This is a genomic window from Comamonas sp. SCN 65-56 (assembly GCF_001724135.1).
Classification (GTDB): domain Bacteria; phylum Pseudomonadota; class Gammaproteobacteria; order Burkholderiales; family Burkholderiaceae_C; genus Comamonas_C.
In genome coordinates this window covers 82,690-108,665 of record NZ_MEDS01000018.1, presented here as the reverse complement: position 1 = coordinate 108,665, position 25,976 = coordinate 82,690, and the positions used below count along the sequence as shown (strand labels likewise).

Below are 25,976 nucleotides of genomic sequence, written 5' to 3'. Positions count from 1 at the left end.
GAACAGGTCGGCCGCCATGCCGGCGCAGTCGCCCACGTTGTCGCCCACGTTGTCGGCGATCACCGCCGGGTTGCGCGGGTCGTCCTCGGGGATGCCGGCTTCCACCTTGCCCACCAGGTCGGCGCCCACGTCGGCGCCCTTGGTGAAGATGCCGCCGCCGAGCCGCGCGAAGATCGAGATCAGCGAGGAGCCGAAGGCCAGGCCGATCAGCGGATTGAGCGCGTGGCTGTCGGCGGCCGGGCCGCCGAGGAACCAGTAAAAGCCGGTGACGCCCAGCAGGCCCAGGCCCACCACCAGCATGCCGGTGATCGCGCCGCCGCGGAAAGCGACATCCAGCGCCGGGCCTATGCCTTGCGTGGCCGCCTGCGCGGTGCGCACGTTGGCGCGCACCGAGACGTTCATGCCGATGAAGCCGCAGGCACCCGAGAGCACCGCGCCGACGACAAAACCGGCCGCCGTGATGCCGTCAAGGAACAGGGCAATCAGGATGGCCAGCACCACGCCGACGATGGCGATGGTCTTGTACTGCTTGCCCAGATAGGCTGCCGCCCCCTGCTGGATGGCGCCTGCGATCTCCTGCATGCGCGCGTTGCCTGCGTCCTTGGCCAGAATCCAGCCACGGGCCCACAGGCCGTAAACCACCGCGATCACCCCGCAAACCAGGGCCAGTATCAGTGGCGTTGTCAGCTCTGCCGATTGAGGCATTCTCAACTCTCCTTTTGTGATTGTCATTGCCGGAAGCGCAACGCTTGGGAAGTGCTTCCACCGCGTTGCTTCCTCGACGTCCGACAATCGGAGGTGATTGGCCAACAGCGCTAATTTACTGCGATTTGCACCGCCTTACCGCATGCAAGCCTGGTGCAAGCCGGGTTTCTTAGAATCCGTGGCATGTTTTGTGCTCGGGAAAACCCTGACAATCCCATTTTTCAACACAGGCAAACCACACCATGGCCCTCAATCAAGTGAGCCCCGGGAACAAGCTTCCCGATCTTTTCAACGTCATCATCGAGATTCCCGCCGAGTCCGACCCGATCAAGTATGAGGTGGACAAGGAGACCAGCACCGTCTTCGTCGATCGCTTCCTCACGGTGGCGATGTACTACCCATGTAACTACGGCTATGTGCCGCAGACGCTGTCGGGCGACGGCGATCCGGTGGACGTGCTCGTTATCACGCCCTACCCGCTGCTGCCGGGCGTGGGCGTGGTTTGCCGCCCCCTCGGCATTCTGAAGATGGAAGACGAAGCCGGCATCGACGGCAAGATTCTCGCCGTGCCCTCGTCCAAGGTGCTCAAGATGTACGAGGGCTGGAAGACGGTGGAAGACGTGAACCCCATGCGCCTGAAAGCCATCAGCCACTTTTTCGAACACTACAAGGATCTGGAAGCCGGCAAATGGGTCAAGGTGCTGGGCTGGGAAGGCGTGGCAGCGGCGCAAAAAGAGCTGATGGACGGGGTGGCGAACTACGCCCAGGCCAAGGCCAAAGCCTGACGGCCCGGGTGCGTCAGGCCTCGTGCCTGAACGGGCTGTGCGCCTGCAGCTGGTCCATGTAGTGCTCCATGCCTTCGCGCTCGCGCTGCAGGTATTCGTCCACCGCATGGGCAAAGCCGGGGTGGGCCAGCCAGTGGGCACTGGTGGCCTGCGTCGGCAACAGCGCCCGCGCCAGTTTGTGCTCACCTTGCGCGCCGCCCTCGAAGCGCGCGACGCCATTGGCAATGCACCACGCGATCGGCTGGTAGTAGCAGGCATCGAAGTGCAGGCAATCCACGCGCTCCAGCGCGCCCCAGTAGCGGCCGTAGGCAACGGTTTGCATGCCGAATTCGTTTTTATCGCTGGATGGTTCAGCGCCAATAGCTATCAAACTGGAAGCAACGGGGTGGCCGTCGCGCTCGGCGATGAAGAGCAGCCACAGCTCGGGCATCTGGTGCGCGGTACGCGCAAAGAAGTCGCGCGTGAGGTAGGGCGGGTTGCCGTGCTCCCAATAGGTGCGGTCGTAGCAGGCATAAAAGAAATCCCAGTCCGCAGCGCTGATCTCCGTGCCGCGGCAGACGCGAAAGCGTACGCCCGCATCGGCGACGCGGCGGCGCTCCTGGCGGATCTTCTTGCGCTTGCCCTGCGACAGCGACATCAGGAAATCATCAAAATCCGAGAAGGGTTTGTGTTGCTGCGGATGCCGGTTGTGCCAATGGAACTGCACGGTATGGCGCAACATCAGCCCGGCCTGGCGGGCGCTGGCGATGTCCTCCTCGGCGGCAAACAGCAGGTGTAGCGAGGACAGGTGCTGCTCCCGGCACCAGGTGATCAGTTGCTGCAGCAGCATCTGGCGCGCCTCGCCATCGCGTGCCAGCAGTCGCGTGCCCGGGACGGGCGTGAACGGCACGGCGACCACGGCCTTGGGGTAGTAGGTCAGCCCGTGGCGGGCATAGGCATCGGCCCAGGCCCAGTCAAACACGTACTCGCCGCGTGAGTGCGCTTTCAGGTAAAGCACGCAGGCAGCGGCGAGTACATCGCCCTGCCACAGCGCAAAGTAGCGCGCAGCCCAGCCGGTGCGCGATGTGGCGCTGCCGCTGTCCTGCAGCGCTGCCAGATAGGCATGGCGCATGAAGGGCGAAGGGTGCGCCTGGCGCGCCAGCAGCGCATCCCAGGCAGCGGGGTCAATGGCGTGCACCGATGGGTGCACCTCTAACGTGTAGTCGGGCAAGGTGGTCTGCGGGTAGGGCGGTTGTGCCGCGTTGCGATAATAGACGGCGTAACCAAGGCCGGAGCCAACCGGTCAGCCACTTCAGGAACCCATGCCATGCAGATGATCACAGCTGTCATCAAACCCTTCAAGCTCGACGAGGTGCGCGAGTCGCTGGCCGCCTGCGGCGCCACCGGCCTCACTGTCACCGAGGTCAAGGGCTTTGGCCGGCAGAAGGGCCATACCGAGCTTTACCGCGGCGCGGAATACGTGGTGGATTTTCTGCCCAAGATCAAGATAGAGGTGGTGGTGCGCGATGACGACGTGGAGCGCTGCGTCGACGCCATCATCGCCGCGGCGCGCACCGGCAAGATCGGCGACGGCAAGATTTTCGTCACGCCGGTACAGCGCGTGATCCGCATCCGTACCGGAGATCTGGACGAGGCGGCGATCTGATCCCGTTTCCAGATCAACCGATCACTTTGTCAGCTTCGCTTGCCGTGCGACAGCACTGTCGGCGCTTCGCCTTCGCGTGCTCGATCGATCTGGAGTTGAAATGAGACGGATCAGATCACGCTGCGCAGCGGCTTGGTGTCGCGCGGCAGGCCGGCTTCCTGCACCAGCGCGGCCAGCAATGCGGGAACGTCGCTGCCCACGCGCACCAGCTCCATTTGCCACTGGCCCATGAAGCCGCTTTCCACCGAGTGCTGCAGAAAACCCAGCATCTGGCGGTAGTAGCCATCCGCATCGAGCACGCCTATCGGTTTGTCGTGGTAACCGAGCTGGCGCCAGGTCCAGACTTCGAACAGCTCTTCCAGCGTGCCTATGCCGCCGGGAAGGGCGAGAAAGGCGTCGCTGCGCTCGGCCATCATGGCCTTGCGCTCGTGCATGGTATCTACCACATGCAGCTCATCGCAATCGTGGTTGGCCAGTTCCTTGTGCACCAGCGCTTGCGGGATGATGCCGACCACGCGACCCCCTGCCGCTTTGGTCGCTTGCGCCAGCATGCCCATCAGGCCGCTGTTGCCGCCGCCATAGATGAGCTGGCCCTGGTGCTCGCCTATCCACCGCCCCGTCTGCTTGGCCGCCTCGATGAACAAGGGGTTGTTGCCGGGGCGTGAACCCAGATACACACAGAGTGAGAAGGCAGGATCAGACATGAGAGGAAAATCGATGGTAAGCGGCTATCAGCCATGCGCCAGCAGCTATCAAAAGCGAGAGCAAAACGGCTGCACTGCCCAGGTCTTTGGCGCGCTTGGAGAGGGGGTGCAGCTCACCCCCGAAGCGATCAATCGCGGCTTCGACGGCGGAATTGAGCAGCTCGGTGATCAGCACCAGCACTGTGACGCTGAGGAGGACAACCGTTTCCAGCCAGCCTTGCCCCAGCCAGAATGCCAGCGGCAGCAGGACGATGGCGATCAGCACCTCCTGGCGGAAGGCCTTCTCGCTCCAGGCGGCGCGCAGCCCGGCAATGGAATAGCCGGTGGCATGCCACAGGCGGGAAAGGCCGGTGCGGCTGCGGTGCGGATGGGAGTCGGGTGGCGGCATGCGGGTGGGAGAAGCGCTGGTTCAGTGCGGCTGGCGTGGCGGTGCGCGCCAGTGGATCAGCCGCGTTCCGGCCAGCTGGTCGTGCCAGAACTGCTGCTGCGGGTGCAATCGGCTGGCCAGCGCCCAGAGCGCGATCCACAGCACCAGCAGCGCCAGCGTGGTGACCAGGCCCAGCCCCAGGCTGTAGGCGGCCAGCGGCGGCAGGAACCAGAGCCAGGAGAGCATGTAGCGCAGCACGGCACGGCCCTGGGACACGCGCTGCCCCTGGGTATCGACAACGCGGATGTGCCAGGTTTTTTGTGCCAGCGTCTGCCCGCGTGACCAGAACCAGCCAAAGTAAATGCCGAACACCACGAACAGATAGCCCATGCGCAGCCCCCGGTGCGCCAGCGCGTGGCGCGACTGGCTCAGGGTGTCGAACAGGTAGTCCGCAATGAAGACCAGGCCGAACATCAGCATGCCTTCGTAGAGCCAGCAGGCCATGCGCCGCGACAGGGCGGGGGCTTGCAGCGCGCTTGAGGTGGGGTCCGGGGGGGTGGAGTCCAAGGTGGCTGTCGGGTGATGGAGCGTTGCGGCGCGGGTCCGCAAACGCGCGATGTTACTGCGCCGGCTGCGCGGGAGCGGCAGGTTCGGCTTCGGTGCCGGGCGTGGCGGCTAGGTCCGGTGCCGCGGATTCGGGTGCGGGCGCCGGATCTGCGGGAGCGGCATTCTCGTCCAGCGAAGGCAGGGGCTCACCTTTGGCGGACGGGGTTTCAACCGGCGTCGTCTCGACGAGGGGTGCGGATACGGGCGGCGCGGGCTCAGGCGCAGGGGCTGTACTGGCGCGCGCTGGCACCGGTACCGGGACCATGTCCACCACGGGCGGCAAAATCTTGGGTGGGTTGGGCGCAGCGGCCGCAGGGCCGGTGGCTGCGGGTACCTTGGCAAATCTGTGTTCCGGCACGGGCCGTACCGCGATGGCAGCGCCCTGCGGCGCGGGTGGCGCCTGAACGGCCAGCTCGTGCCTCGCCTCTTCGCTCAGGGCCTGGTAGGCGTCCCACTGCTCCTGCCGGGCAGGGGGCGCGACCTTGCGCGTAGCGGCAAAATTCAGCCGGGCGCGGTTGCGCTGCTCGGGCGACAGCGCGGCCCAGGCGGCCATGCGCGTCTGCAGCTTTTCCTGGTTGGCGTGGGAGAACTTGGGAAAGCGCTGCGCCAGCGCCATCCACTGCTGCTTCTGGGCTTCGCTCAGCGTACTCCAGTGCGGTTGCAAGGGCCCGAGCGCGGTTTGCTGCGCACTGGTCAAGCTGTTCCAGGATGGACCGGTTTCCTCGACGACGGGAAGCGGTGGCGGGGCGGGCGCGCGGGGCTGGAACCTGGCCGGCGCCGGCCGTGACACCGGCAGCGTGACGCCCGGAAGCGCCTTGACCCGCGAAACCGCCCATCCGCCAGCGAACACGAACGCCACCCACAGCGCCAGTGCCAGCGCCAGGATGGCGGTGTGCGCGTTGTTGGTGGGGGAAGAGTCAGGAGGCGAAGGCGGTGCTGCCATGCAGTCGGCGTGCGGCGGGGCGAAAATCAGTGATCCGTACGGCTGGATTTGATGAATTGTGCAAACCCGGGGTCGGTGTACGCGGCGGGTGGGAGGTCGTCGGTGAGCAGGGCGGTATCGATCTCGCTGATTTCACTCGCGACGCTTTCCATCTGCGTATGGTGCACCCAGGCCAAGCCGATCAGCAGTGCGGCGATCCAGGCGCCGGAGACCAGCGCCCGACCCCAATGGCGGCCTCCGCTCTCACCCTCGCCGGCACCCAGTGTGGCGGTCGCGCCCTGGGTTGTGACGGCGACGACTGGGTGCAAATACAGTTTTTGTGGTATTGCCGGGCGCTTGCGCTGGCCAACGGCCCGCACGCGCGCGGCGCGCAGGCGCTCGGCGATATCGTGGTGCAGATGATCGCCCGCTTGCGTGAGGCGCGCGGCAATGCGGCGCGCGAAGGCATCCGCACGGGGAGTGAGAGTGACGGCAGTGTCGTTCATGGTGCAATTCCTTGGGCCTGCAGCAGCTTGCTCAGGGTCTGGACAGCGCGAAAGCAATGCGTTTTCACACTGCCTTCGGAGCAACCCATCGCCGCGGCGGTCTCCGCAACATCCATATCTTCCCAGTAACGCAGCAAAAATGCCTCGCGTTGACGCGGCGGCAGTTGTTCGATCGCAGCTTCTATCGCCTGCACGGTCTGCGTCATCTTGACGGCGTCTTCCGGGCTTTGCGTCGCTTCATTATCCGACGCGGCGGGAGCGATCAGGCTTTCCAGCAGATCGAAATCCTGGCCGTCGTCCCCCGGCCTCTCGAATTCGCTCATGTTGGTGAACAGCGCCTTGCGCGTCTTCTGGCGCCGAAACCAGTCCAGGGTGCAATTGGAGAGGATGCGCTGAAACAGCATGGGCAACTCTGCCGGCGGCTTGTCGCCATAGTGCACCGACAGCTTGAGCATGCTGTCCTGCACGATGTCCAGCGCCGCTTCCTCGTCGCGCACATGGTAGACGGTGCGCTTGAATGCACGCCTTTCCACGCTTTTGAGGAAGTCGGAGAGCTCTTGTTCGGTGGCCAAAGACGAAAATTCCCGCTGTCGGGAACCGGGATGCGTCGCCGCGCACTGTGCTGCGACGCGCCGGATTATCCCATCGTGTTGCGTTTTTGGGACCGCGCACACGCAAATCGATGCTGCAGTGCAATAATGCGGTCTTGGTTTTAACGAAGCAAACGGGTCCCGGCTCGGCGCACGACAGCCCGCGTCCATGGCCGAGACCTCAAGTCCCGACGCGGCCCCACAAGGGCTCGACCGAGGGGCACCCAAGGTTTTTCGTCAGAGAAATTCGCAAAGGTTGATCATGGAAATCTCCAAAGCCGAAATGGCAAAAGCAGCTGCGGCCGCCGATGGTGCCGCGCATTCGGGCGCTGCACCCGCTGAATTGATGGGCGCCGAAATCCTCATGCGCGCGCTGACCGCCGAAGGCGTGAAGCACATCTGGGGCTACCCCGGTGGCGCGGTGCTCTACATCTACGACGCGCTGTACAAGGAAGAGTCGATACAGCACGTGCTGGTGCGCCACGAACAGGCGGCGGTGCACGCGGCCGATGGCTATGCCCGCGCCACGGGCGATGTCGGGGTGGCGCTGGTCACTTCCGGGCCGGGGCTGACCAACGCGGTGACGGGTATCGCCACCGCCTACATGGATTCCATCCCCATGGTCATCATCGCGGGCCAGGTGCCGACGGCGGCGATCGGCCTCGATGCCTTCCAGGAGTGCGACACCGTCGGCATCACGCGCCCCATCGTCAAGCACAACTTCCTCGTCAAGGACGTGCGCGATCTGGCGCTGACGATGAAGAAGGCCTTTCACATCGCGCGCACCGGCCGGCCCGGTCCGGTGGTGGTGGATATTCCCAAGGATGTCTCGCTCAACAAGACCACCTTCACCGGCTATCCCGAGACGGTGGAGATGCGCTCGTACAACCCGGTGAAGAAGGGCCATGCGGGGCAGATCCGCAAGGCGCTGCAGTTGCTGCTGAGCGCCAAGCGCCCGTATATCTATACCGGCGGCGGCGTGTTGCTGGGCAATGCCTGCCAGGAGCTGCGCACGCTGGTGGATCTGCTGGGCTACCCGGTCACGCATACGCTGATGGGTCTGGGTGCCTACCCGGCGAGCGACCGCAAGTTCGTCGGCATGCTGGGCATGCATGGCACCTATGAAGCGAACAACGCGATGCAGAACTGTGACGTGCTGCTGGCCGTGGGCGCGCGCTTTGACGATCGCGTGATCGGCAACCCCAAGCATTTTGCGCAGCGTGAACGCAAGATCATCCATATCGACATCGACCCGTCGAGCATTTCCAAGCGCGTGCGCGTGGATGTGCCCATCGTCGGCGATGTGAAGGAAGTGCTGGCGGAGCTGATCTCCATGGTGCGTGATGCCGCAACCAAGCCCGATGCCAAGGCACTGGCTGCCTGGTGGAGCCAGATCGAAGAATGGCGCGGGCGCGACTGCCTTGCCTACGACCGTGGCAACACCGAGGTCATCAAGCCGCAGTTTGTCGTGGACACCCTGTGGAACATGACCAAGGGCACGGATACCTACATCACCTCGGACGTCGGGCAGCACCAGATGTGGGCGGCGCAGTACTACCGCTTTGACGAGCCGCGCCGCTGGATCAATTCGGGCGGCCTGGGCACCATGGGCGTGGGCATTCCGTACGCCATGGGTATCAAGCTCGCCAAGCCGCAGAGCGAGGTGTTCTGCATCACCGGCGAAGGCTCGGTGCAGATGAACATCCAGGAGCTCTCCACCTGCCAGCAGTACCACACGCCGATCAAGATCGTGGCGCTGAACAACCGCTACCTGGGCATGGTGCGCCAGTGGCAGGAGATCCAGTACGCCGGGCGCTACAGCCAGACCTACATGGACGCGCTGCCCAACTTCGTCAAGCTGGCCGAGGCTTATGGCCATGTCGGCCTGCTGGTCGAGCGCCCGCAGGACGTGGAAGGCGCACTGCGCGAGGCGCGCAAGCTCAAGGATCGCACCGTGTTCCTCGATATCCGCACCGACCCGACCGAGAACGTCTTCCCCATGGTGCAAGCCGGCAAGGGCATCACGGAGATGCTGCTGGGGTCGGAAGACCTTTGAGTACAAGGGTTTGGTGTTGAGTGTTTGGCGTTGAGCGATCACGCCCAACCCTGAACGCTGAACGCCCAACCGCATTTTTTCGACGAATCTATTGCCTGCCGAGCCTGGCGCTTACCGGCGCCGGGGGAGGGCAGCAAGAAGAGGAATCTCATCATGAAACACATCATCGCAGTATTGCTGGAAAACGAAGCCGGCGCGCTTTCGCGCGTCGTCGGGCTGTTCTCTGCCCGTGGCTACAACATCGAATCGCTGACCGTGGCGCCGACGGAAGACCCGTCGCTCTCGCGCATGACGATCCAGACGCATGGCTCGGAAGAGGTGATCGAGCAGATCACCAAGCATCTCAATCGCCTGATCGAAGTCGTCAAGGTCGTCGATTTGAGCGAGGGCGCCTACGCCGAGCGCGAGCTGATGATGGTCAAGGTGCGTGCCGTAGGCAAGGAGCGCGAAGAGCTCAAGCGCATGGCAGACATCTTTCGCGGCCGCATCATCGACGTGACCGACAAGAGCTATACGATAGAGATCACCGGCGACCAGCAGAAGACCGAAGCCTTTCTGCAGGCGATCGATCGGTCGGCCATCCTTGAGACCGTGCGCACGGGCCTGAGCGGCATAGGCCGCGGCGAACGCGTGTTGCGCGTCTGATACCTCTTTTTTACCCATTTCAACCGGAGCAACCATGAAAGTTTTCTACGACAAGGACTGTGATCTGTCCCTCATCAAGGGCAAGACCGTTGCCATCATCGGCTACGGCAGCCAGGGCCATGCGCATGCGCAGAACCTCAACGACAGCGGCGTCAAGGTCGTCGTCGGCCTGCGCAAGGGTGGAGCGAGCTGGGACAAGGTCGGCAAGGCCGGTCTCACGGTGCTGGAAGTGGATGCTGCCGTCAAGGCGGCCGATGTGGTCATGATGTTGCTGCCCGACGAGCAAATTGCGGATGTGTACAGCAACCACGTCGAGCCCAACATCAAGCAGGGCGGGTCGCTGGCGTTTGCCCACGGTTTCAACGTGCACTACAACCAGGTCGTGCCGCGCGCCGATCTGGATGTCTGGATGGTGGCTCCCAAGGCCCCCGGCCACACCGTGCGCAACACCTACACCCAGGGCGGCGGCGTGCCGCATCTGGTGGCGGTGCACCAGGACAAGAGCGGACGTGCACGCGACCTGGCGCTGTCCTATGCCATGGCCAATGGTGGCGGCAAGGCCGGCATCATCGAGACCAACTTCAAGGAAGAAACCGAAACCGATCTGTTCGGCGAGCAGGCCGTGCTGTGCGGCGGCGCGGTGGAATTGGTGAAAATGGGCTTCGAGACGCTGGTGGAAGCCGGTTACGCGCCCGAGATGGCCTATTTCGAGTGCCTGCACGAGCTGAAGCTGATCGTTGACCTGATTTATGAAGGCGGTATCGCCAACATGAACTACTCGATCAGCAACAATGCCGAGTACGGCGAGTACGTGACCGGCCCGCGCGTGGTGAACGAGCAGTCGCGCGCCGCGATGCGTGAGGCGCTGAAAAACATCCAGAACGGCGACTACGCCAAGCAGTTCATCCTGGAAGGCCGCACCGGCTACCCGAGCATGACCGCACGCCGGCGCAACATGGCGGCGCACCAGATCGAGATCGTGGGCGACAAGCTGCGCTCGATGATGCCCTGGATCGCCAAGAACAAGCTGGTCGATCGCAGCCGCAACTGAAGCCGGCGCCCGGGCACGCAAAGGCCACCATCGCGGTGGCCTTTTTGCGTCCGGGCGATCGCTAAACTGTGGCGACTGCCGCAGCGCTCTGGCTATCAAAAAACATAGCTTTTGACGCTTTATGTAAAAGGGATTGGTTGGTATATGCCTTCTATTGATGAGTCGAGCCAGGACGCCGAGGCCGTGGTGCGCAAGCGCCGCAAGGGCATCTACATCCTGCCCAATCTGTTTACGCTGGCGGCGCTGTTCAGCGGCTTCTACGCCATCGTCATGGCCATCAACGGGCGCTTTGACCAGTCTGCCATGGGCGTGTTTTCGGCCATGATTTTCGACAGTCTCGATGGCCGTGTCGCGCGCATGACCAACACGCAAAGTGCCTTTGGCGAGCAGATGGATTCACTCGCCGACATGGTCTCGTTCGGTGCCGCGCCGGCGCTCATCGTGTACGTGTGGGCGCTCAAGGGGCTGGGGCGCTGGGGCTGGATCGCGGCCTTCGTTTATTGCGCCTGTGCGGCGCTGCGCCTGGCGCGCTTCAACGTCAATACCGGTGTGGTGGACAAACGCTACTTCCAGGGCCTGCCGTCGCCTGCGGCGGCGGCGCTGGTGATGGGCTTCATCTGGCTGATGACGGACAACGGCGTGCAGCGCGGCATCGGCGGGCACCTGAGCTGGCCGCAGGCCTCGTGGATTGCGTTTGCGATCACGCTGTACGCGGGCCTGACCATGGTCACCAACGTGCCGTTTTACAGCTTCAAGGACGTGCAGGCGCGCCAGAGCGTGCCCTTCGTTGTGCTGGTGCTGATCGCGCTGGGCATTGCCGTCATCAACATCGATCCGCCCAGTGTGCTGTTCATGGTTTTTGCCTGCTATGGGCTCTCAGGCTATGCGCTGTATGCCTGGCGCAAATCCAAGGGTCAACCGGTGAGCGTCATCAGCGTTTCCAAGGATGAGCCCGACGAGCGCGGGCTTCACGACTGATACGACTTCACCTTCAAACGCATAACTGCGTTGGTTCGCCTTGCCGTGCAACAGCACTGTCTACGGCTTCCCGCCTTGTTCTGCGCTTGAATGCAAAGCCGTATGCGTCAAATCTCCCGCTGATGGAAGCCAGAGCCCGCCAGCAAGCGTGATGCCGTGCGCCATGCGCGCGGCGCGCAGCGTGGCGCGGGCAACGGCTTCGGCGGCCATCACGGCCAGCACCACCATGCCGGGCGAGCGGGCGGCCTTGCCGGTGGACAGGGCAAACAGCGTGTCGCCATCCATCATCGTGTGTACCGGGTTGATGCTGCGCGCCAGGCCGTCGTGCGCGGTGGTCGCCAGGCGCTTGGCCTGGGCCTTGGTCAGGGGCGCGTCGGTGGCCACCACGCCGATGGTGGTGTGGGTGCCGGCCAGCAAGGAATGCAGGGGTTCGCCGCGCAGCAAGGCGGCAGTGCAGTGGCGCAGCGCGCGGCCGTCGGCGGTGCGCGCGCCGGCCACGGTCTGGCCGTTGGCGGGGTCCACCACGTCGCCCACCGCATTGCAGGCGACGAGTGCGCCCACGGTCACTTCGCCCAGGCGCACCGAGGCCGTGCCGATGCCGCTTTTCATCGCCAGCTCGGGGCCAAAGAGCTTGCCCACGGTGGCGCCCGTGCCTGCGCCCACATTACCCTCAAGCGGGCGCTGGCGCGAGGCGGCGGCGCAGGCCGCGTAACCCGCCTGGGCGTCGGGGCGGATCGTGGCGTCGCCCACATGCAGGTCGAACAGCACGGCGGCGGGCACCAGCGGCACCAGGCTGGTGCCCACGTCCATGCCAATGCCGTGTTCTTCCAGCCAGCGCATCACGCCGCTGGCAGCATCCAGCCCCCAGGCACTGCCGCCGGCCAGCATGACGGCGTGGATGTGCGGCACCAGGTGCGTGGGGTCGAGCAGATCGGTCTCGCGCGTGCCCGGCGCCGCGCCGCGTACGTCCACGCCCGCCACGGCGCCATCTCGCGCGATGACCACGCTGCAGCCGGTGGGGCGACGGGTTTCGGTGTAATGGCCGACCTCGATGCCGGCCACGTCGGTGATGGCTCCTGCGTCCATGCCTTGTGCTCCTTGAACCTGAAAACGGCAGTTGACCGCTTGTTGGTGTCAACAAGGTGTTGTTGACATTGAGTTTATCGGCTTCGGCGTGATTCACCTGTTGGGTGACAGCGCTATGCACTCACCAGCACCATGCTCGGCGCGCCATGCGGCGTTGTTCGTCCTTGCGCACAGGAGTGCGCTGCGTCCTCGCGCCTTGCCTGGCACACCGATCACGGCACTGATGAGCGCATCCAACTGCCGTTTTCAGGTTGAAAAAAAAAGGCCTGCCGACCCTCTCGAATCGGCAGGCCTGATGGCCGAAAAGTATGACAGCGCGCTCAGTTGTTGTGCGCGAGCTGCTCCAGGATTTGCGGGTTCTCCAGCGTGCTGGTGTCCTGCGTGATCGCTTCACCCTTGGCGAGCGATCGCAGCAGGCGGCGCATGATCTTGCCCGAGCGCGTCTTGGGCAGGTTTTCGCCGAAGCGGATGTCCTTGGGCTTGGCGATCGGGCCGATTTCCTTGGCCACCCAGTCGCGCAGTTCCTTGGCGATCGCCTTGGCCTCATCGCCCGTGGGGATGGGGCGCTTGAGCACGACGAAGGCGCAGATGGCCTCGCCCGTCAGATCGTCGGGGCGCGCCACCACGGCGGCTTCGGCCACCAGATCGGTCTTGGCCACCAGCGCCGATTCGACTTCCATCGTGCCCAGGCGGTGACCCGAGACGTTGAGCACGTCGTCGATGCGGCCGGTCACGCGGAAGTAGCCGCGGTCTTCGGAACGCACGGCGCCATCACCGGCAAAGTAGTAGCCCTTCATCTCCGGCGGGAAGTAGGTTTTCTTGAAGCGCTCGGGGTCACCCCAGATGGTGCGGATCATGCTGGGCCAGGGCTTCTTGTAGGCCAGCATGCCGCCCTTGCCGTTGGGCATTTCCTCGCCGGTTTCATCGACGATCAGCGGGTAGATGCCGGGCAGCGGCAGCGTGCACGAACCCGGCACCAGCGGCGTGGCGCCCGGCAGCGGGTTGATCATGTGCGTGCCGGTCTCGGTCTGCCAGTAGGTATCGACGATGGGGCAGCGGCCGCCGCCGACGTGGTTGTAGTACCAGACCCAGGCCTCGGGGTTGATCGGCTCACCGACGCTGCCGATGATGCGCAGGCTGGAGAGGTCGTACGACTTGGGGTGCACCTTGTCGTCCGCTTCCGAGGCCTTGATGAGCGAGCGGATGGCGGTGGGTGCGGTGTAGAACACCGAGCACTTGTGGCGCGCGATCATGTCCCAGAAGCGTCCGGCGTTGGGGTAGGTGGGGATGCCCTCGAAGACGATTTCGGTCGCTCCGGCGGCCAGCGGTCCGTAGGTGACGTAGCTGTGGCCGGTGACCCAGCCGATGTCGGCGGTGCACCAGAACACGTCGTGCGGCTTGATGTCGAAGGTCCAGTCCATCGTCAGCTTGGCTTGCAGCAGGTAGCCGCCGCTGCTGTGCTGCACGCCCTTGGGCTTGCCGGTGGAGCCCGAGGTGTAGAGGATGTAGAGTGGGTGCTCGGCATTCACCGGCACCGGCGCGCACTCGCTGCTCTGGCCCTTGAGGATATCGCTGAAGGTGTGGTCGCGCCCGGCGGTCATCGCGCAGGCGGTTTTGGTGCGCTCGTAGACGAACACGTTCTTCACCGACTCGCAGCCGCCCAGGGCAATGGCGTCGTCGACGATGGACTTGAGCGCCATCTCCTTGCCGCCGCGCATCTGGTAGTTGGCCGTGATGACGGCCACGGCGCCGACGTCCACGATGCGGTCTTGCAGTGCCTTGGCCGAGAAGCCGCCGAACACCACGCTGTGAATGATCCCCAGGCGCGCGCAGGCTTGCATCGCCACCACGCCTTCGATCGTCATCGGCATGTAGAGGATGACGCGGTCGCCCTTCTTGATGCCGTGCGCCTTGAGCGCGTTGGCGAACTGGCTCACGCGGGCCAGCAATTCCTTGTAGGTGACTTTGGTGACCTCGCCGCCGTCGGCCTCGAAGATGATGGCGGTCTTGTTCTCGACCGGCGTGCCCATGTGCTTGTCCAGGCAGTTGGCGCTGACGTTGAGCTCGCCATCGGCGAACCACTTGTAGAACGGCGCGTTGCTTTGATCAAGCACTTGGGTGAAAGGCTTGGTCCAGACGATGTTCTTGCGTGCCAGATTGCCCCAGAAGCCTTCAAAGTCCTTGTCGGCCTCGGCGCACATCGCCTTGTAGGCCTCCATGCCCGAAATATTGGCCTGCTTGACCAAGGCCTCGGAAGGCGGAAAAACGCGACTCTCGACCAGTACCGAGTCGATCGCCGAAGAAGAAGTAGCCATGGATTCGTCTCCTGTCAAAAACAAACAACCAAACCGTCCGACTGTCGGCCGCTGCACTTACAAGCGGCTGACTGCGACGCCAGCTTAGCCCAATCGCGCCGGCATGGGTATGCGCCGACACACTGCGCACACAAAAGCACAAACCGTGCCATTCCTGGTGGAACGGCACGGTTTGCGATGGGTGGTGTTGCGACTTGGACGCTCAGCGCTTGCCGGGCGCCGCCAGGTAGGCGGCCAGGTTGGCGATATGCGTGTCGGTGAGTGGCTTGGCCATGGGCGCCATGATGGGGTTGCTCCGCGTGCCGTCGCGGTAGGCCTTGAGCTGTTCCACCAGGTACTGCTCTTTCTGCCCGCCGAGGTTGGGGTAGATCGGTGCGACCGAAATGCCGCCGGGCCCGTGGCAGGCCACGCAGGTGGCGTCGTACTGGGCCTTGCCTGCGGCCGGGTCGGCCGCTTGTGCCGTCAGGGCGAAGGCGGCCGTCGCCGCTGCCGCCAGACCGATGAAAACGTTGCGCTGGTTCATGTCAGTTCTCCGTTGTGCGGTGGGGGCGCTGGATCAGTGGGCGGCCGCGGTCTTGCGCAAGTCGCGGTTGTAGAGCAGGGCCCAGGACGCCATGATGGGCACGGTGCAGCCGACCCAGAAGGCGACCCAGAATGTCAGATAGGGGAGCGTGGCGAGTTGGAACAGTGACAGAATGGCCAGTGCCACCGCCATGATGATGTTGACCCAGCTGAACCACGGATGCGGGTCGCTGCGGCGTGCCCAGACCGCCATCACCAGGAACAGCGCGGCAAAGCCCATCAGCGGAAAGTAGCGCTGCTCCACCCAGGTGGGGTGCAGCACCACCGAATACACCAGCACGAGGCCGGCAATGCTGTTGATCAGGTTGGCAAACATGCTCAGGCCTCCTCGCCTTCGTGGTCGTGGATCTGTTCAAGGTAGCGCAGGGTGATGGGCGGAATGCCGGCGTAGGCAAGGGCGCTCACCAGCACCAGCGCCTTCCATCCCGGGGACAGTGGCGAATAGACGCCGATCGCCACCGCCAGGCCCAGGGCGACGATGTAGCAGCCCAGCGCCATGTGCATGAAATCGGCGCGCGTGCGGGTCTTGCCCAGGCAATACAACAGCGACCAAGCGCCGCCGGCGAGCACCAGCAGGCCCATCATCACCGCAGTCTGGATCAGGGCTTCGGGGGTCATGCGGGCTCCGGCTGTGCGTGGCCGACGGGCGGCAGTGCAGCGCTTTCCTTCTGCGGCACCGGCGCCTTGAGCAGGTCAATGATCAAGAGCACATAACCCAGCGCAAACATGAAACCGAAACCGGTGCGGGCCCAGATGCCGCTGGTGAACCAGGGGTTCTCCGACGCCACCGTGTAGGCCATGAGGGTGGAGCCACCGGCCGCGCGCTCGAAGAAGGCTTGCGCCATGCCTGCGAGCAAGAGCCCCATCACCATGCCCAGCATGCCGATATTGAGAAATCCGTAGGCCCATTTCCAGCGGTTGCCGCCCATGGTCTGCACGCCGGATACCCGCTGCTTGGCGACGTAGAGCACGGCGATGATGCCGCAGACATACGCGCCGTAGAACGCGAAGTGGCCGTGCGACGCCGTCCACTGCGTGCCGTGCGAGAACATGTTGATCTGCGGCAGCGTCATCATGAAGCCCCAGACGCCGGCACCGATGAAATTCAGAAAGGCTTCGGTCGTGATCCAGAAGTAGGCCGGGCGGTTGCCGGTCTTGAGCCGGTGCATGCCCGCGTCATAGACCGCGTGCACCACCATGCCCAGCAGCGGCAGTGGTTCCAGCGCCGAGAAGAAGCCACCGATCGAGAGCCAGTATTCCGGCGTGCCGATCCAGAAGTAGTGGTGGCCCAGCCCCAGGATGCCGGCGCCCAGCACCAGCATGACTTCGATGTACAGCCAGGTCTCGACGATGCGCCGCGACGTGCCCATTACATCCATCAGCACCCAGGCCATGATGCAGCCGATCAGCACCTCCCAGGTGCTCTCCACCCACATGTGCACCAGCCACCACCACCAGTACAGGTCGCGTGAAAGATTGGTATCGGCCGGGAAGGCGTCCAGGTAGACCACCACCAGCGGCACGAGATCCAGGCACAGCACCCAGAGGATGCCGGTCATCTTGTGCTTGGCCTTCACGCAGGTGGCGATGATGTTGTAGGAGAACACCAGCATGATGGCGGTGATGCCCACGGCCGCCCAGCGTGGCGCTTCGACGTATTTGCGCCCCTGGTTGATGAACCAGAGTGAAAACTCGTTGGCCTCGCCGTACTGCACGAAGAGGAAGGTGAGCGCCACCAGCGCCACCGACACGCAGAAGACCCAGAACGCCAGGTTGCCCAGCTTGATGCCGACCACCTCCTGCTCCAGCTCCTTGGGCAGGTAGTAGTAAATGGCACCGATCAGACCCATCAGCAGCCAGATCACCAGCGTGTCGATGTGCAGCGTCTTGGACATGCTGAAGTCAAAGACGTTGTAGAGCATGCCCGGAAACAGGTAGTAGAGCGAGGACAGCAGGCCGAAGAGAATCATCACGCCGAACAGCGTGACGGCGGCCGTGAGGTACTTGATGCCCAGTTTCTGTGCTTCGTACATGGCGCGGGTCCTTTCAGCGTTGCGGGGCCATGCGGCCGAAGCCGGACGGGAAGCCGTTGGTGTCGATGGCGGCGATCCACTTCAGGTAGGCGACGGTGGCGCGCGCCTCTTCTTCGGTGATCTTGAGGTTGGGCATCTGCCGGCGCCAGGTCGGGTATTTGTCGGGATGCATGAGGAATTCGGCCATGGCTTCTTCCTTGGTGGCCTTGCCGGTGGCGGGTATCCAGATCTGGTCCCACGCCGGGTCCAGCCACGCCTTGGTCAGGTCCGGGCCGTAGTAAGCGCCGTTGCCGAAGATGGTGTGGCAGTTCATGCAGTTGCGCGTCTGGATGACCAGCTTGCCCTTGTGCATGATCTGCTCGGCCTCTTCGCGGCTGACCTTCTTGCCGAACAGTGGCTCATCCCCGCCGATGACTGGAACATCCGCACTGCGCGACCAGTCGTACTTGTAGTCAATCGCCTGGTTGATCACGTCGTAGTGCGGCACGTTGATGCCGCCGGCGGTGACGTAGCGCATGCTGTCGATGGAGAGAAACGCCAGCACGATCAGCATCACGAGCGTGGTGGAGACCGCACCGGCGCGCCAGAACAGAGGATCCTGAAAGTTCATGGAAATCTCACGCTTGGGTTGACGCTATTCATTCTGAGAGCGCGCAACGCGTCTGTCCATCAAGAACCGGCTGCCATCAGTGTCTTTCAGCCGCTTCTCTTGATGTAGCGCAAACATTCGCGTGCATTGCGGTGCCGCGCTGCGTGGTGCGTGCGCCGACAGCTATCAAGAAGGGAACAGCCCGCTCCCTACAATGGCTTCCCTTGAGTTCTGTCAGTGGGGTATCCGTGCAGCTAGCAGCGTCGATTTTCAAGGCCTATGACATTCGCGGCGTAGTGCCTGCCACGCTCACCGAAGCGGTGGCGCAGGCGGTGGGCCGTGCGTTTGGCTGCGCTGCGCGGGCGGCCGGCCAGCGCACGGTGGCGTTGGGGCGTGACGGGCGGCTCTCCGGCCCCGCGCTGGTGGCGGCGCTGACCGAGGGGCTGCTGCAGGCCGGCGTGGACGTGATCGACATCGGGCTGTGCACCACGCCCATGCTGTATTTTGCCGCCAGCACGCTGTGCGAGAGCGGCATCCAGGTGACCGGCAGCCACAACCCGCGCGACCACAACGGTTTCAAGATGGTGCTGGCGGGGCGTGCGATTTACGGCGATGAGATTCAGGCGCTGCGGCTGGCGATCGAAGCGGAGCAGTGGCCCGAGGTGGCCCGTGGTTCGGTGCGTCAGGCTGATGTATTGCCTGCCTATGTGCAGCGCATCACCGGCGACGTCAAGCTCGCGCGGCCGATGAAGATCGTGGTCGATTGCGGCAATGGCGTGGCGGGGGCGTCCGCGCCCGCCATCTTCCGTGCGCTGGGCTGCGAGGTGACGGAATTGTTCTCTGAAGTGGATGGCAATTTTCCCAACCACCACCCGGACCCGAGCAAGCCCGAAAACCTGCGCGACCTGATGGCGGCGCTGCAGGCGGGCGATGCCGATCTGGGGCTGGCGTTTGATGGCGATGGCGACCGACTGGGCATAGTCACGCGCTCGGGGCAGAATATTTTCCCGGACCGGCAGCTGATGCTGTTCGCGCAAGACGTGCTTGCGCGCGTGCCGGGCGGCACCATCGTCTACGACGTGAAATGCTCGCAGCGCCTGGCGCCCGCGATTGAGGCGGCGGGCGGCGTGGCGCTGATGTTCAAGACCGGGCATTCGCTGGTCAAGGCGAAGATGAAAGAGGTGCATTCGCCGCTGGGCGGCGAGATGAGCGGGCACATCTTTTTCAAGGAGCGCTGGTACGGCTTTGACGACGGTACCTACGCTGGCGCGCGTCTGCTCGAAATCCTGAGCCGCCATGCCGATCCGGGTGCCGTACTCGAAGCGCTGCCCACCAGCCACAGCACGCCGGAGCTGAATGTCGCCTGTGTCGAGGGTGAACCACATCGCCTTGCGGCCGAGCTGCAGGCGCTGGCGCCGCAAGCGTTTGCCGCACCGGCGCGGATCAGCACCATCGACGGCCTGCGCGTGGATTGGCCGGACGGCTTTGGCCTGATTCGCGCGAGCAACACCACGCCGGTGCTGGTGCTGCGCTTCGAAGGGCAGACCGACGAGGCGCTGGCGCGTATCCGCGGCGAAATGCTGGCGCTGCTCCAGCGCGTGAAGCCCGACGCGACGCTGGGCGCTGCCGCGCACTGAATGAGCGCCATGCAGCGGCTTGCGCTGGCCGGCTACAGCCTGCTGGCGTGGCTGGCGACGGGGTTGCTGCGGCGCAAGCTGCGTCGGCGCGCGCGGGCCGAGCCGGGGTATGCGCTGGCGGTTGAAGAGCGTTTCGGGCATTACGACACACCGGCCAGTCGGAGCGGTTCAGTGCTGGTCTGGCTGCATGCGGTATCGCTCGGCGAAACGCGTGCCGCTGCCATCCTGGTGCAGGCGCTGCGTGCGCAGCTTCCCGGCATGCGCCTGCTGCTCACCCACGGCACGGCGACCGGGCGCGCCGAAGGCGCCAGGCTGCTGCAGCCGGGCGATATGCAAGCCTGGCTGCCTTGGGATACGCCGGGCGCGGTGCGACGTTTTCTGCAGCACTTTCGCCCGACGGCAGGCGTGCTGATGGAAACCGAAATCTGGCCCAATCTCGTGGCGGCGTGCCGCGTGCACGGTGTGCCGCTGGTGCTCGCCAATGCGCGACTCAACGAAAAATCGCTGCGTGGCGCCCGACGCTTGGCATGGCTGTCGCGGCCCGCTTATGCGGCGCTCTCGGCGGTGTGGGCGCAGACCGGGCAGGACGCTGCGCGCCTGCGTAGCCTGGGCGCGCCGGTCGCGGGCGTGTTTGGCAATCTGAAGTTCGATGCCCAGCCCGATGCCGCGCTGCTCGCGCAAGGCCGGGCATGGCGTGCGCTGCAGCCTCGCCCCGTCGTCATGCTGGCCAGCTCGCGCGAAGGGGAAGAAGCGCTGTGGCTGGAAAATATCAAGCAAAAACAGCCCGCAGCACTTGTGGATAAAGCGTTAACAGCTATCAATTCGAATGTGTTGACAGTGCCGGTTCAATGGCTGATCGTGCCGCGCCATCCGCAGCGCTTTGACGAGGTTGCACTCCTGTGCGCGGCGGCCGGTCTGAGCGTCTCGCGCCGCAGCCAGTGGCGTGATGCACCAGAGGCGGCCGACGTCTGGCTCGGCGACTCGCTCGGCGAGATGGCGCTGTACTACGGCTTGGCCGATGCCGCGCTGCTGGGCGGCAGCTTTGCACCGCTGGGCGGGCAAAACCTGATCGAGGCCATCGCCTGCGGCTGCCCGGTGCTGCTCGGGCCGCACACCTTCAACTTTGCCGAGGCAGCCGAGGGTGCGGTGCAGGCGGGCGCCGCATTGCGTGCGGCGGACATGGGTGCCGCGCTCGATCAGGCGCTTGCCCTGGTGCACGCCGGTGACCAGCGTGCGCAGATGGTGCAGCGCTGCGGTGCGTTCCTCGCGCAGCATCAGGGGGCTGCTCAAAAGACGGCGGCAGCCATTGCAAGCGTGGCGGGCGTATATTTTTCGCCGAACCGATAACCCCAGGAGACCTTTGCCATGAGCGCCATTTCCCCCGCCATCCGCCGCCAATCGATTGCCGACATCCTGCGCCGCACCGCGCTGCGCCTGCCGAACAAGGTGGGTGTCATCTGCGGCGACACGCGCTGGACCTATGCCGAGTTCGATGCGCTGGTCTCGCGCCTGGCAGCCGGTCTGGCGCGCATCGGCGTGGCGGAAGGCGACACGGTGGCAGTGCTGGCGCGCAATTCGCACGGCTTTGCCGCGCTGCGTTTTGCACTGGCGCGCCGCGGTGCGGTGCTGGTGCCGATCAACTTCATGCTCAAGGCCGAAGAGGTGGCCTTCATCCTGCGCCATGCGGGTGCGCGCATGCTGGCCACCGACAGCGGCCTGGCGGCGCTGGCGCGGGAGGCGGCGGGCCTGGATACGCGGGTGGAGCAGTTCATCTGGCTGCCGTCCGAGGAGGCGAGTGAGCCCGTGCCCGGCATGCACGATTTCCATCAACTGGCCGCCTGCACGGATGCGCTGGCCGAGCCGCAGCTGGCGGGCACCGATGTGGCGCAGATCGTCTACACCAGCGGCACCGAATCCAGCCCCAAGGGCGCCATGCTAACGCACGATGCGGTGCTGTGGCAGTACGTGAGCTGCGTCATCGATGCCGAGATTGCCGAGGCGGACGTGATGCTGCACGCGCTGCCGCTGTACCACTGCGCGCAGCTGGATGTGTTCTTCGGCCCGGCGGTGTATGTGGGCAGCACCAACCTCATCACCGCCAAGCCCACGCCGGACAACCTGCTGCCCTTGCTGCAGCAGCATGGCATCACGAGCTTCTTCGCGCCGCCGACGGTGTGGATCGCGCTGCTGCGCTCGCCGCTGTTTGATCCGGCCAGGCTGCACCAGCTGGCCAAGGGCTATTACGGCGCCTCCATCATGCCGGTGGCGGTGCTTCAGGAAATTGCCGAGCGTTTGCCGTCGGTGCGCTTGTGGAATCTTTATGGCCAGACCGAGATTGCGCCGCTGGCGACGCTGCTCGGGCCTGACGACCAGCTGCGCAAACCCGGCTCGGCCGGCCGTGCGGTCATCAACGTGCAGACGCGCGTCGTCGACGATGCCATGCGCGATGTGGCGCCAGGCCAGGTGGGCGAGATCGTGCACCGCTCGCCGCATTTGATGCTGGGCTACTTTCACGATGACGAGCGCACGCAGGCAGCGTTCGAGGGCGGCTGGTTTCACAGCGGCGACCTGGGCGTGATCGACGAGGAGGGCTACATCACCGTCGTCGATCGCAAGAAGGACATGATCAAGAGCGGTGGCGAGAACGTCGCCAGCCGCGAGGTCGAGGAAATGATTTATCGCCTGCCGCAAGTCAGCGAGGTGGCCGTGGTCGGCCTGCCCGATCCGAAATGGGTCGAGGCGGTGACCGCCGTGGTCATCGTCAAGCAGGGCCAGGTGCTGAGCGAGACGGACGTGATCGCGCATTGCACTGCGCATATGGCGGCCTTCAAGGCGCCCAAGCGCGTGGTGTTCTTTGACCAACTGCCCAAGAATCCCAGCGGCAAGGTGCTCAAGCGCAGGCTGCGTGAGCAGCTCGTCTGAGCTTCACAAACCATAGCTGTCATCGCTTTCTGGAAAAGCGCTGGCGGCATATTTCATCTTGGATTCAAGTGGCAGCGATGCCGCCCGTTGTGCGCTGCCGACCGGCCGCGCATGGCGCTTGCGGTCAACGGCGCGCGAGCGCCGGCGGTTTCCCGGGGACAATGGGGCCACGTCAAGCCTTGCCAGACCGCGCTGCAATGCGGCAGGCGGGCGCGGCCGTTTTGGAATATGGAGAAGGAAACCCGTGGCAAAACCCAACTATTCGTTTGAAAAGCGCCAGCGTGAACTGGAAAAGAAAAAGAAGAAGGAAGAGAAGCTGCAGCGCAAGCTCACGCGTGGCTCGGAGCCGCAGGCAGATGCCGCCCCCGAGGATGCGCAGGAGCAGGCCGCGGCACCGGAGGCGGGCACGGAGCCCGGCAGCGCGCAGTAAAAGCCTGCCCTGCTCGGGTTTGTCAATTTCCGCACAATCGATGGCTTTCGTGTTCGCACTGCATGTACTGCCCAGCCGATCGGCCGGGATGCGCACGGCGCGCTTGCCACCATGATGGAACAACACTACCTCACGCCGCTGTTCTCGCCGAAGTCGGTGCTCGTCTTTGCGGGTGACCGCAATGCGCCACAGCAGCTCACGGCCCAGGCGCGCGCCTTGCACGAGGCCTTGCGGGCGCAGGCTTATGACGGCACGCTGCACTATGTGGATGTGCACACCAGCGGCACGCTGGCCGACTTGGTGAAAACACGTGCCGATCTGGCGGTGATCGCGCTCCCCGATGCCGACGTGCCGGCCGCCCTGGCACTGGCCGGGCGCACGCGCTGCCGCGGTGCGCTGGTGCTGTCCAGCGGCGTGGATGCGCAGCAGGCGCAGCAATGGCGCAAGATCGCGCGGCGCGAGGGCTTGTACCTGCTCGGACCCAATTCGATAGGCCTGCAGCGGCCACTGCTCAAGTTCAATGCGAGTGCCATGGGGCCGCTGGCACGCCAGGGCTCGCTCGGAATGGTCTGCCAGTCGGGCGCGCTGACGGCGGCGATGCTGGACTGGGCGGTCAACAACGGCGTGGGTTTTTCCAGCGTGATTTCGGTCGGGCCGCATACCGACATCGGGCTGGCCGAGGCGCTGGATTTCCTCGCCCACGATTCGCACACGCACAGCATTGCGGTGTACATGGAAGGCATACAGAACGCGCGCGGCTTCATGAGTGCGCTGCGTACGGCGGCGTTCGCCAAGCCGGTGGTGGTGCTCAAGGCAGGGCGCAAGCCCGCGGGCAATGCCGCCGCGCAGACGCACAGTGGCGCCATCGTCGGCAGTGATGAGGTGTTCGATACCGTGCTGCGCCGAGCCGGCGCGGTGCGCGTGCGCTCTTTCGTGGCGCTGTTTTCTGCCGTCAAATGCCTGGCGTCGCGCTATCGGCCGGTGGGCAACCGTCTGTGCGTGGTCACCAATGGCGGTGGCCCCGGCGTGCTGGCGGCAGATTGGGCCAACGAGATCGGCATCGACCTGGCGCAGCTGTCCGAAGCCAGCGTGCAGGCGCTGGCGCCGCAGCTGCCGTCGCTGGCCACGCTGTCCGATCTGGTGGATCTTTCGGAGGAGGCCACGCCGGCGCATTACGCACTGGCGCTGGATGCCGCCTTTCAGGATCGCGGGGTCGATGGTGTGCTGGTGCTGTATTCGCCCAAGCTGGCTGGCGACGCTGCGGCAGTGGCGCAGGCGGTGGTCGATGCGCGGCAAAAAGCGAACAAGCCGGTGCTTACCAGCTGGCTGGGCGATGCTTCGGTGCTGCCCGCGCGCGAGCTGCTGCGCACTGCCCAGATTCCGACCTTTCGCACACCTGAATCGGCGGTGGGAGCGTTCGGCAATATTTCCTCGTTCCACCAGAATCAGCAACTGCTGCAGCAGACGCCGCCACCGCTGACCGGCATGGGCAAGCCCGATATCGAGGGTGCGCGTCTGGTGATCGAAAGCGTGCTGGCCGAGCGCCGCCACATCCTGACCGAGATGGAATCAAAAACGCTGCTCGCCGCGTTCCAGATTCCTGTCACCAACACGCTGCTGGCCAGGAGCAGCCGCGAGGCGATGATGATTGCCACGCAGATCGGCTTTCCGGTGGCGCTCAAGATCGATTCGCCGGACATCACGCACAAGTCCGATGTGGGTGGCGTGGTGCTCAACGTGCACAGTGGCGCCGCGGCGCGCGATGCCTATGAAGAGATGGTGCAGCGCGTGGCGCGGTTGCAGCCCAAGGCACGCATCAACGGCGTGACGGTGCAGAAGATGGCCAAGGTGCGCCGCGGGCGCGAGGTCTGCATCGGCCTGGTGACGGACGAACCCTTTGGCCCGGTGATCTCCTTTGGCGCGGGCGGCACGATGATCGAGCTGATCCGCGATCGGGCAATGGAGCTGCCGCCGCTCAACCAGTTTCTGGCGCGCCGCCTCATCAGCCGATCGCGCGTGGCCGAGACCCTGGGTGAATGGCACGGTGCGGCCGCGGTGCACAAGGAGGTGCTGGAGCACATCCTGCTGCGCGTGTCGGAAATGGTCTGCGCGCTGCCACAGCTGCGCGAGATGGACATCAACCCCATCATCACCGACGAAAACGGCGCGGTGGCGGTGGATGCGCGCATCGTGGTGCACGAGGCGGCGAGCAGCAGCGATGGCAAGGGCGGCAGCTACTACGGGCACCTGGCGATCATGCCCTACCCGGAGCGCTACGAGCAGGTCTGGCCGCTGCAGGGCGGCGGGGAGTTCCTGGTGCGCCCGATCCGGCCCGACGACGGGCAGATGCTGCAGCAGTTGGTGCGCGAGCTCTCTTCGGAAAGCCGGTATTTCCGCTTTGTCTCGCCGCTGTCGGAGCTGCCCGACACCATGCTCGCGCGCTTCACGCTGATCGATTACGACCGCGAAATGGCGCTGGCGGCGGTGCACCGCGAGACCGTGGTGGACGAGCACGGCAACGCCAGCCAGAGCGAGCGCGTCATCGGCGTCTCGCGCTACGTGGCCAACCCGGACCACACCAGCTGCGAATTCGCGCTGACCGTGGCCGACGACTTCGCCAACCGCGGCGTGGGCGGGCGGCTGATGCTCGCCATCATGGATGTGGCGCGCGACCGCGGGCTGTCGGAAATGCAGGGCCTGGTGCTTGCGGGCAACGTGCGCATGCTCAAGCTGATGCGGCGCATCGGCTTCGAAATCCGCCCCTGCGAGGACGAGCCGGAATTCAAGCTGGTGGTGCACCCGCTGTAAGCGTGGTGCGGTGC

The 25,976-nt window shown here is 64.8% G+C and carries 26 protein-coding genes; 11 read left to right on the top strand and 15 right to left on the bottom strand.

What is annotated here, in order from left to right; genetic code table 11:
• Positions 1-705: sodium/proton-translocating pyrophosphatase (locus ABS45_RS11215; protein ID WP_291555609.1), on the bottom strand; the 705-nt coding region annotated here is incomplete at its 3' end.
• Between the two features lie 242 nt (positions 706-947).
• Here ABS45_RS11215 and ppa point away from each other — a divergent pair.
• A complete protein-coding gene (gene ppa, locus ABS45_RS11210) occupies positions 948-1,490 on the top strand; it encodes an inorganic diphosphatase (RefSeq protein ID WP_291555608.1) in 543 nt (180 codons plus the stop codon).
• A gap of 13 nt (positions 1,491-1,503) precedes the next feature.
• Here ppa and ABS45_RS11205 read toward each other — a convergent pair whose 3' ends face one another.
• On the bottom strand, positions 1,504-2,700 hold the full coding sequence (locus ABS45_RS11205; protein WP_291555607.1) for a GNAT family N-acetyltransferase: 1,197 nt from the start codon (positions 2,698-2,700) through the stop codon (positions 1,504-1,506).
• 96 nt (positions 2,701-2,796) lie between these two features.
• Between ABS45_RS11205 and ABS45_RS11200 the strand changes: the two genes are divergently transcribed.
• Positions 2,797-3,135: a P-II family nitrogen regulator gene (locus ABS45_RS11200; protein WP_024537238.1), complete on the top strand. Its 339-nt coding sequence runs from the start codon at positions 2,797-2,799 to the stop codon at positions 3,133-3,135.
• 110 nt (positions 3,136-3,245) lie between these two features.
• Here the strand turns inward: ABS45_RS11200 and ABS45_RS11195 are convergent, their stop codons facing one another.
• Genes ABS45_RS11195 through ABS45_RS11170 form a run of 6 tightly spaced genes read right to left on the bottom strand, consistent with a single transcriptional unit; the run spans position 3,246 to position 6,812 of the window.
• Positions 3,246-3,839, bottom strand: coding sequence for a TIGR00730 family Rossman fold protein (locus tag ABS45_RS11195; RefSeq protein WP_291555606.1), 594 nt, complete (start codon positions 3,837-3,839; stop codon positions 3,246-3,248).
• A complete protein-coding gene (locus tag ABS45_RS11190) occupies positions 3,832-4,227 on the bottom strand; it encodes a diacylglycerol kinase (protein ID WP_291555605.1) in 396 nt (131 codons plus the stop codon). The genes ABS45_RS11195 and ABS45_RS11190 overlap by 8 nt, the downstream gene beginning before the upstream one ends.
• 21 nt (positions 4,228-4,248) lie before the next feature.
• Positions 4,249-4,773, bottom strand: coding sequence for an RDD family protein (locus ABS45_RS11185; protein WP_291555604.1), 525 nt, complete (start codon positions 4,771-4,773; stop codon positions 4,249-4,251).
• A 52-nt stretch (positions 4,774-4,825) separates the two neighbouring features.
• Complete coding sequence (locus ABS45_RS11180; RefSeq protein ID WP_291555603.1) at positions 4,826-5,755, bottom strand: DUF3106 domain-containing protein; 930 nt, start codon at positions 5,753-5,755, stop codon at positions 4,826-4,828.
• A gap of 26 nt (positions 5,756-5,781) precedes the next feature.
• Positions 5,782-6,240, bottom strand: coding sequence for a DUF3619 family protein (locus tag ABS45_RS11175; RefSeq protein WP_291555602.1), 459 nt, complete (start codon positions 6,238-6,240; stop codon positions 5,782-5,784).
• Positions 6,237-6,812 (bottom strand): RNA polymerase sigma factor, encoded by a 576-nt coding sequence (locus tag ABS45_RS11170; RefSeq protein ID WP_291555618.1) that lies wholly within the window; start codon positions 6,810-6,812, stop codon positions 6,237-6,239. The genes ABS45_RS11175 and ABS45_RS11170 overlap by 4 nt, the downstream gene beginning before the upstream one ends.
• A gap of 280 nt (positions 6,813-7,092) precedes the next feature.
• Here ABS45_RS11170 and ABS45_RS11165 point away from each other — a divergent pair, with 280 nt between their 5' ends.
• From ABS45_RS11165 to pssA, 4 genes are all read left to right on the top strand, one after another.
• Positions 7,093-8,886: an acetolactate synthase 3 catalytic subunit gene (locus ABS45_RS11165; RefSeq protein ID WP_291555601.1), complete on the top strand. Its 1,794-nt coding sequence runs from the start codon at positions 7,093-7,095 to the stop codon at positions 8,884-8,886.
• A gap of 153 nt (positions 8,887-9,039) precedes the next feature.
• The gene (ilvN, locus tag ABS45_RS11160; RefSeq protein WP_024537231.1) at positions 9,040-9,531 is read left to right on the top strand and encodes an acetolactate synthase small subunit; all 492 of its coding nucleotides are present in this window, start codon (positions 9,040-9,042) and stop codon (positions 9,529-9,531) included.
• 34 nt (positions 9,532-9,565) lie between these two features.
• Entirely contained in the window at positions 9,566-10,582 is a 1,017-nt protein-coding gene (gene ilvC, locus ABS45_RS11155; protein WP_024537230.1) for a ketol-acid reductoisomerase, read from the top strand.
• A 144-nt stretch (positions 10,583-10,726) separates the two neighbouring features.
• The gene (gene pssA / locus ABS45_RS11150; protein ID WP_024537229.1) at positions 10,727-11,560 is read left to right on the top strand and encodes a CDP-diacylglycerol--serine O-phosphatidyltransferase; all 834 of its coding nucleotides are present in this window, start codon (positions 10,727-10,729) and stop codon (positions 11,558-11,560) included.
• Between the two features lie 60 nt (positions 11,561-11,620).
• On the opposite strand, the gene ABS45_RS11145 is transcribed toward pssA, so the two are convergent.
• The 7 genes from ABS45_RS11145 to ABS45_RS11115 form a co-directional block, all read right to left on the bottom strand.
• The gene (locus ABS45_RS11145) at positions 11,621-12,646 is read right to left on the bottom strand and encodes a P1 family peptidase (protein ID WP_291555600.1); all 1,026 of its coding nucleotides are present in this window, start codon (positions 12,644-12,646) and stop codon (positions 11,621-11,623) included.
• A gap of 320 nt (positions 12,647-12,966) precedes the next feature.
• Positions 12,967-14,961: an acetate--CoA ligase gene (gene acs, locus ABS45_RS11140; protein WP_291555599.1), complete on the bottom strand. Its 1,995-nt coding sequence runs from the start codon at positions 14,959-14,961 to the stop codon at positions 12,967-12,969.
• A 202-nt stretch (positions 14,962-15,163) separates the two neighbouring features.
• On the bottom strand, positions 15,164-15,484 hold the full coding sequence (locus ABS45_RS11135; RefSeq protein WP_024537226.1) for a cytochrome c: 321 nt from the start codon (positions 15,482-15,484) through the stop codon (positions 15,164-15,166).
• Between the two features lie 33 nt (positions 15,485-15,517).
• The gene (locus ABS45_RS11130; RefSeq protein WP_024537225.1) at positions 15,518-15,859 is read right to left on the bottom strand and encodes a hypothetical protein; all 342 of its coding nucleotides are present in this window, start codon (positions 15,857-15,859) and stop codon (positions 15,518-15,520) included.
• 2 nt (positions 15,860-15,861) lie between these two features.
• Positions 15,862-16,161, bottom strand: coding sequence for a hypothetical protein (locus ABS45_RS11125; protein WP_291555598.1), 300 nt, complete (start codon positions 16,159-16,161; stop codon positions 15,862-15,864).
• Entirely contained in the window at positions 16,158-17,576 is a 1,419-nt protein-coding gene (locus ABS45_RS11120) for a cbb3-type cytochrome c oxidase subunit I (RefSeq protein ID WP_024537223.1), read from the bottom strand. The genes ABS45_RS11125 and ABS45_RS11120 overlap by 4 nt, the downstream gene beginning before the upstream one ends.
• A 13-nt stretch (positions 17,577-17,589) precedes the next feature.
• Positions 17,590-18,186, bottom strand: a complete 597-nt coding sequence (locus ABS45_RS11115) for a cytochrome c (RefSeq protein ID WP_291555597.1) — start codon at positions 18,184-18,186, stop codon at positions 17,590-17,592.
• 227 nt (positions 18,187-18,413) lie between these two features.
• On the opposite strand from ABS45_RS11115, the gene ABS45_RS11110 reads away from it, so the two are divergent.
• The 5 genes from ABS45_RS11110 to ABS45_RS11090 all read left to right on the top strand — a co-directional run bounded on the left by ABS45_RS11110 (position 18,414) and on the right by ABS45_RS11090 (position 25,962).
• Positions 18,414-19,802, top strand: coding sequence for a phosphomannomutase/phosphoglucomutase (locus tag ABS45_RS11110; protein ID WP_291555617.1), 1,389 nt, complete (start codon positions 18,414-18,416; stop codon positions 19,800-19,802).
• Between the two features lie 9 nt (positions 19,803-19,811).
• Positions 19,812-21,149, top strand: coding sequence for a 3-deoxy-D-manno-octulosonic acid transferase (locus tag ABS45_RS11105; RefSeq protein ID WP_291555596.1), 1,338 nt, complete (start codon positions 19,812-19,814; stop codon positions 21,147-21,149).
• 18 nt (positions 21,150-21,167) lie between these two features.
• Positions 21,168-22,724: an acyl-CoA synthetase gene (locus ABS45_RS11100; RefSeq protein ID WP_291555595.1), complete on the top strand. Its 1,557-nt coding sequence runs from the start codon at positions 21,168-21,170 to the stop codon at positions 22,722-22,724.
• A 244-nt stretch (positions 22,725-22,968) separates the two neighbouring features.
• Complete coding sequence (locus ABS45_RS11095; RefSeq protein WP_291555594.1) at positions 22,969-23,154, top strand: hypothetical protein; 186 nt, start codon at positions 22,969-22,971, stop codon at positions 23,152-23,154.
• A 111-nt stretch (positions 23,155-23,265) separates the two neighbouring features.
• Complete coding sequence (locus tag ABS45_RS11090; protein WP_291555593.1) at positions 23,266-25,962, top strand: bifunctional acetate--CoA ligase family protein/GNAT family N-acetyltransferase; 2,697 nt, start codon at positions 23,266-23,268, stop codon at positions 25,960-25,962.
• The last annotated feature ends 14 nt before the right edge of the window (positions 25,963-25,976 follow it).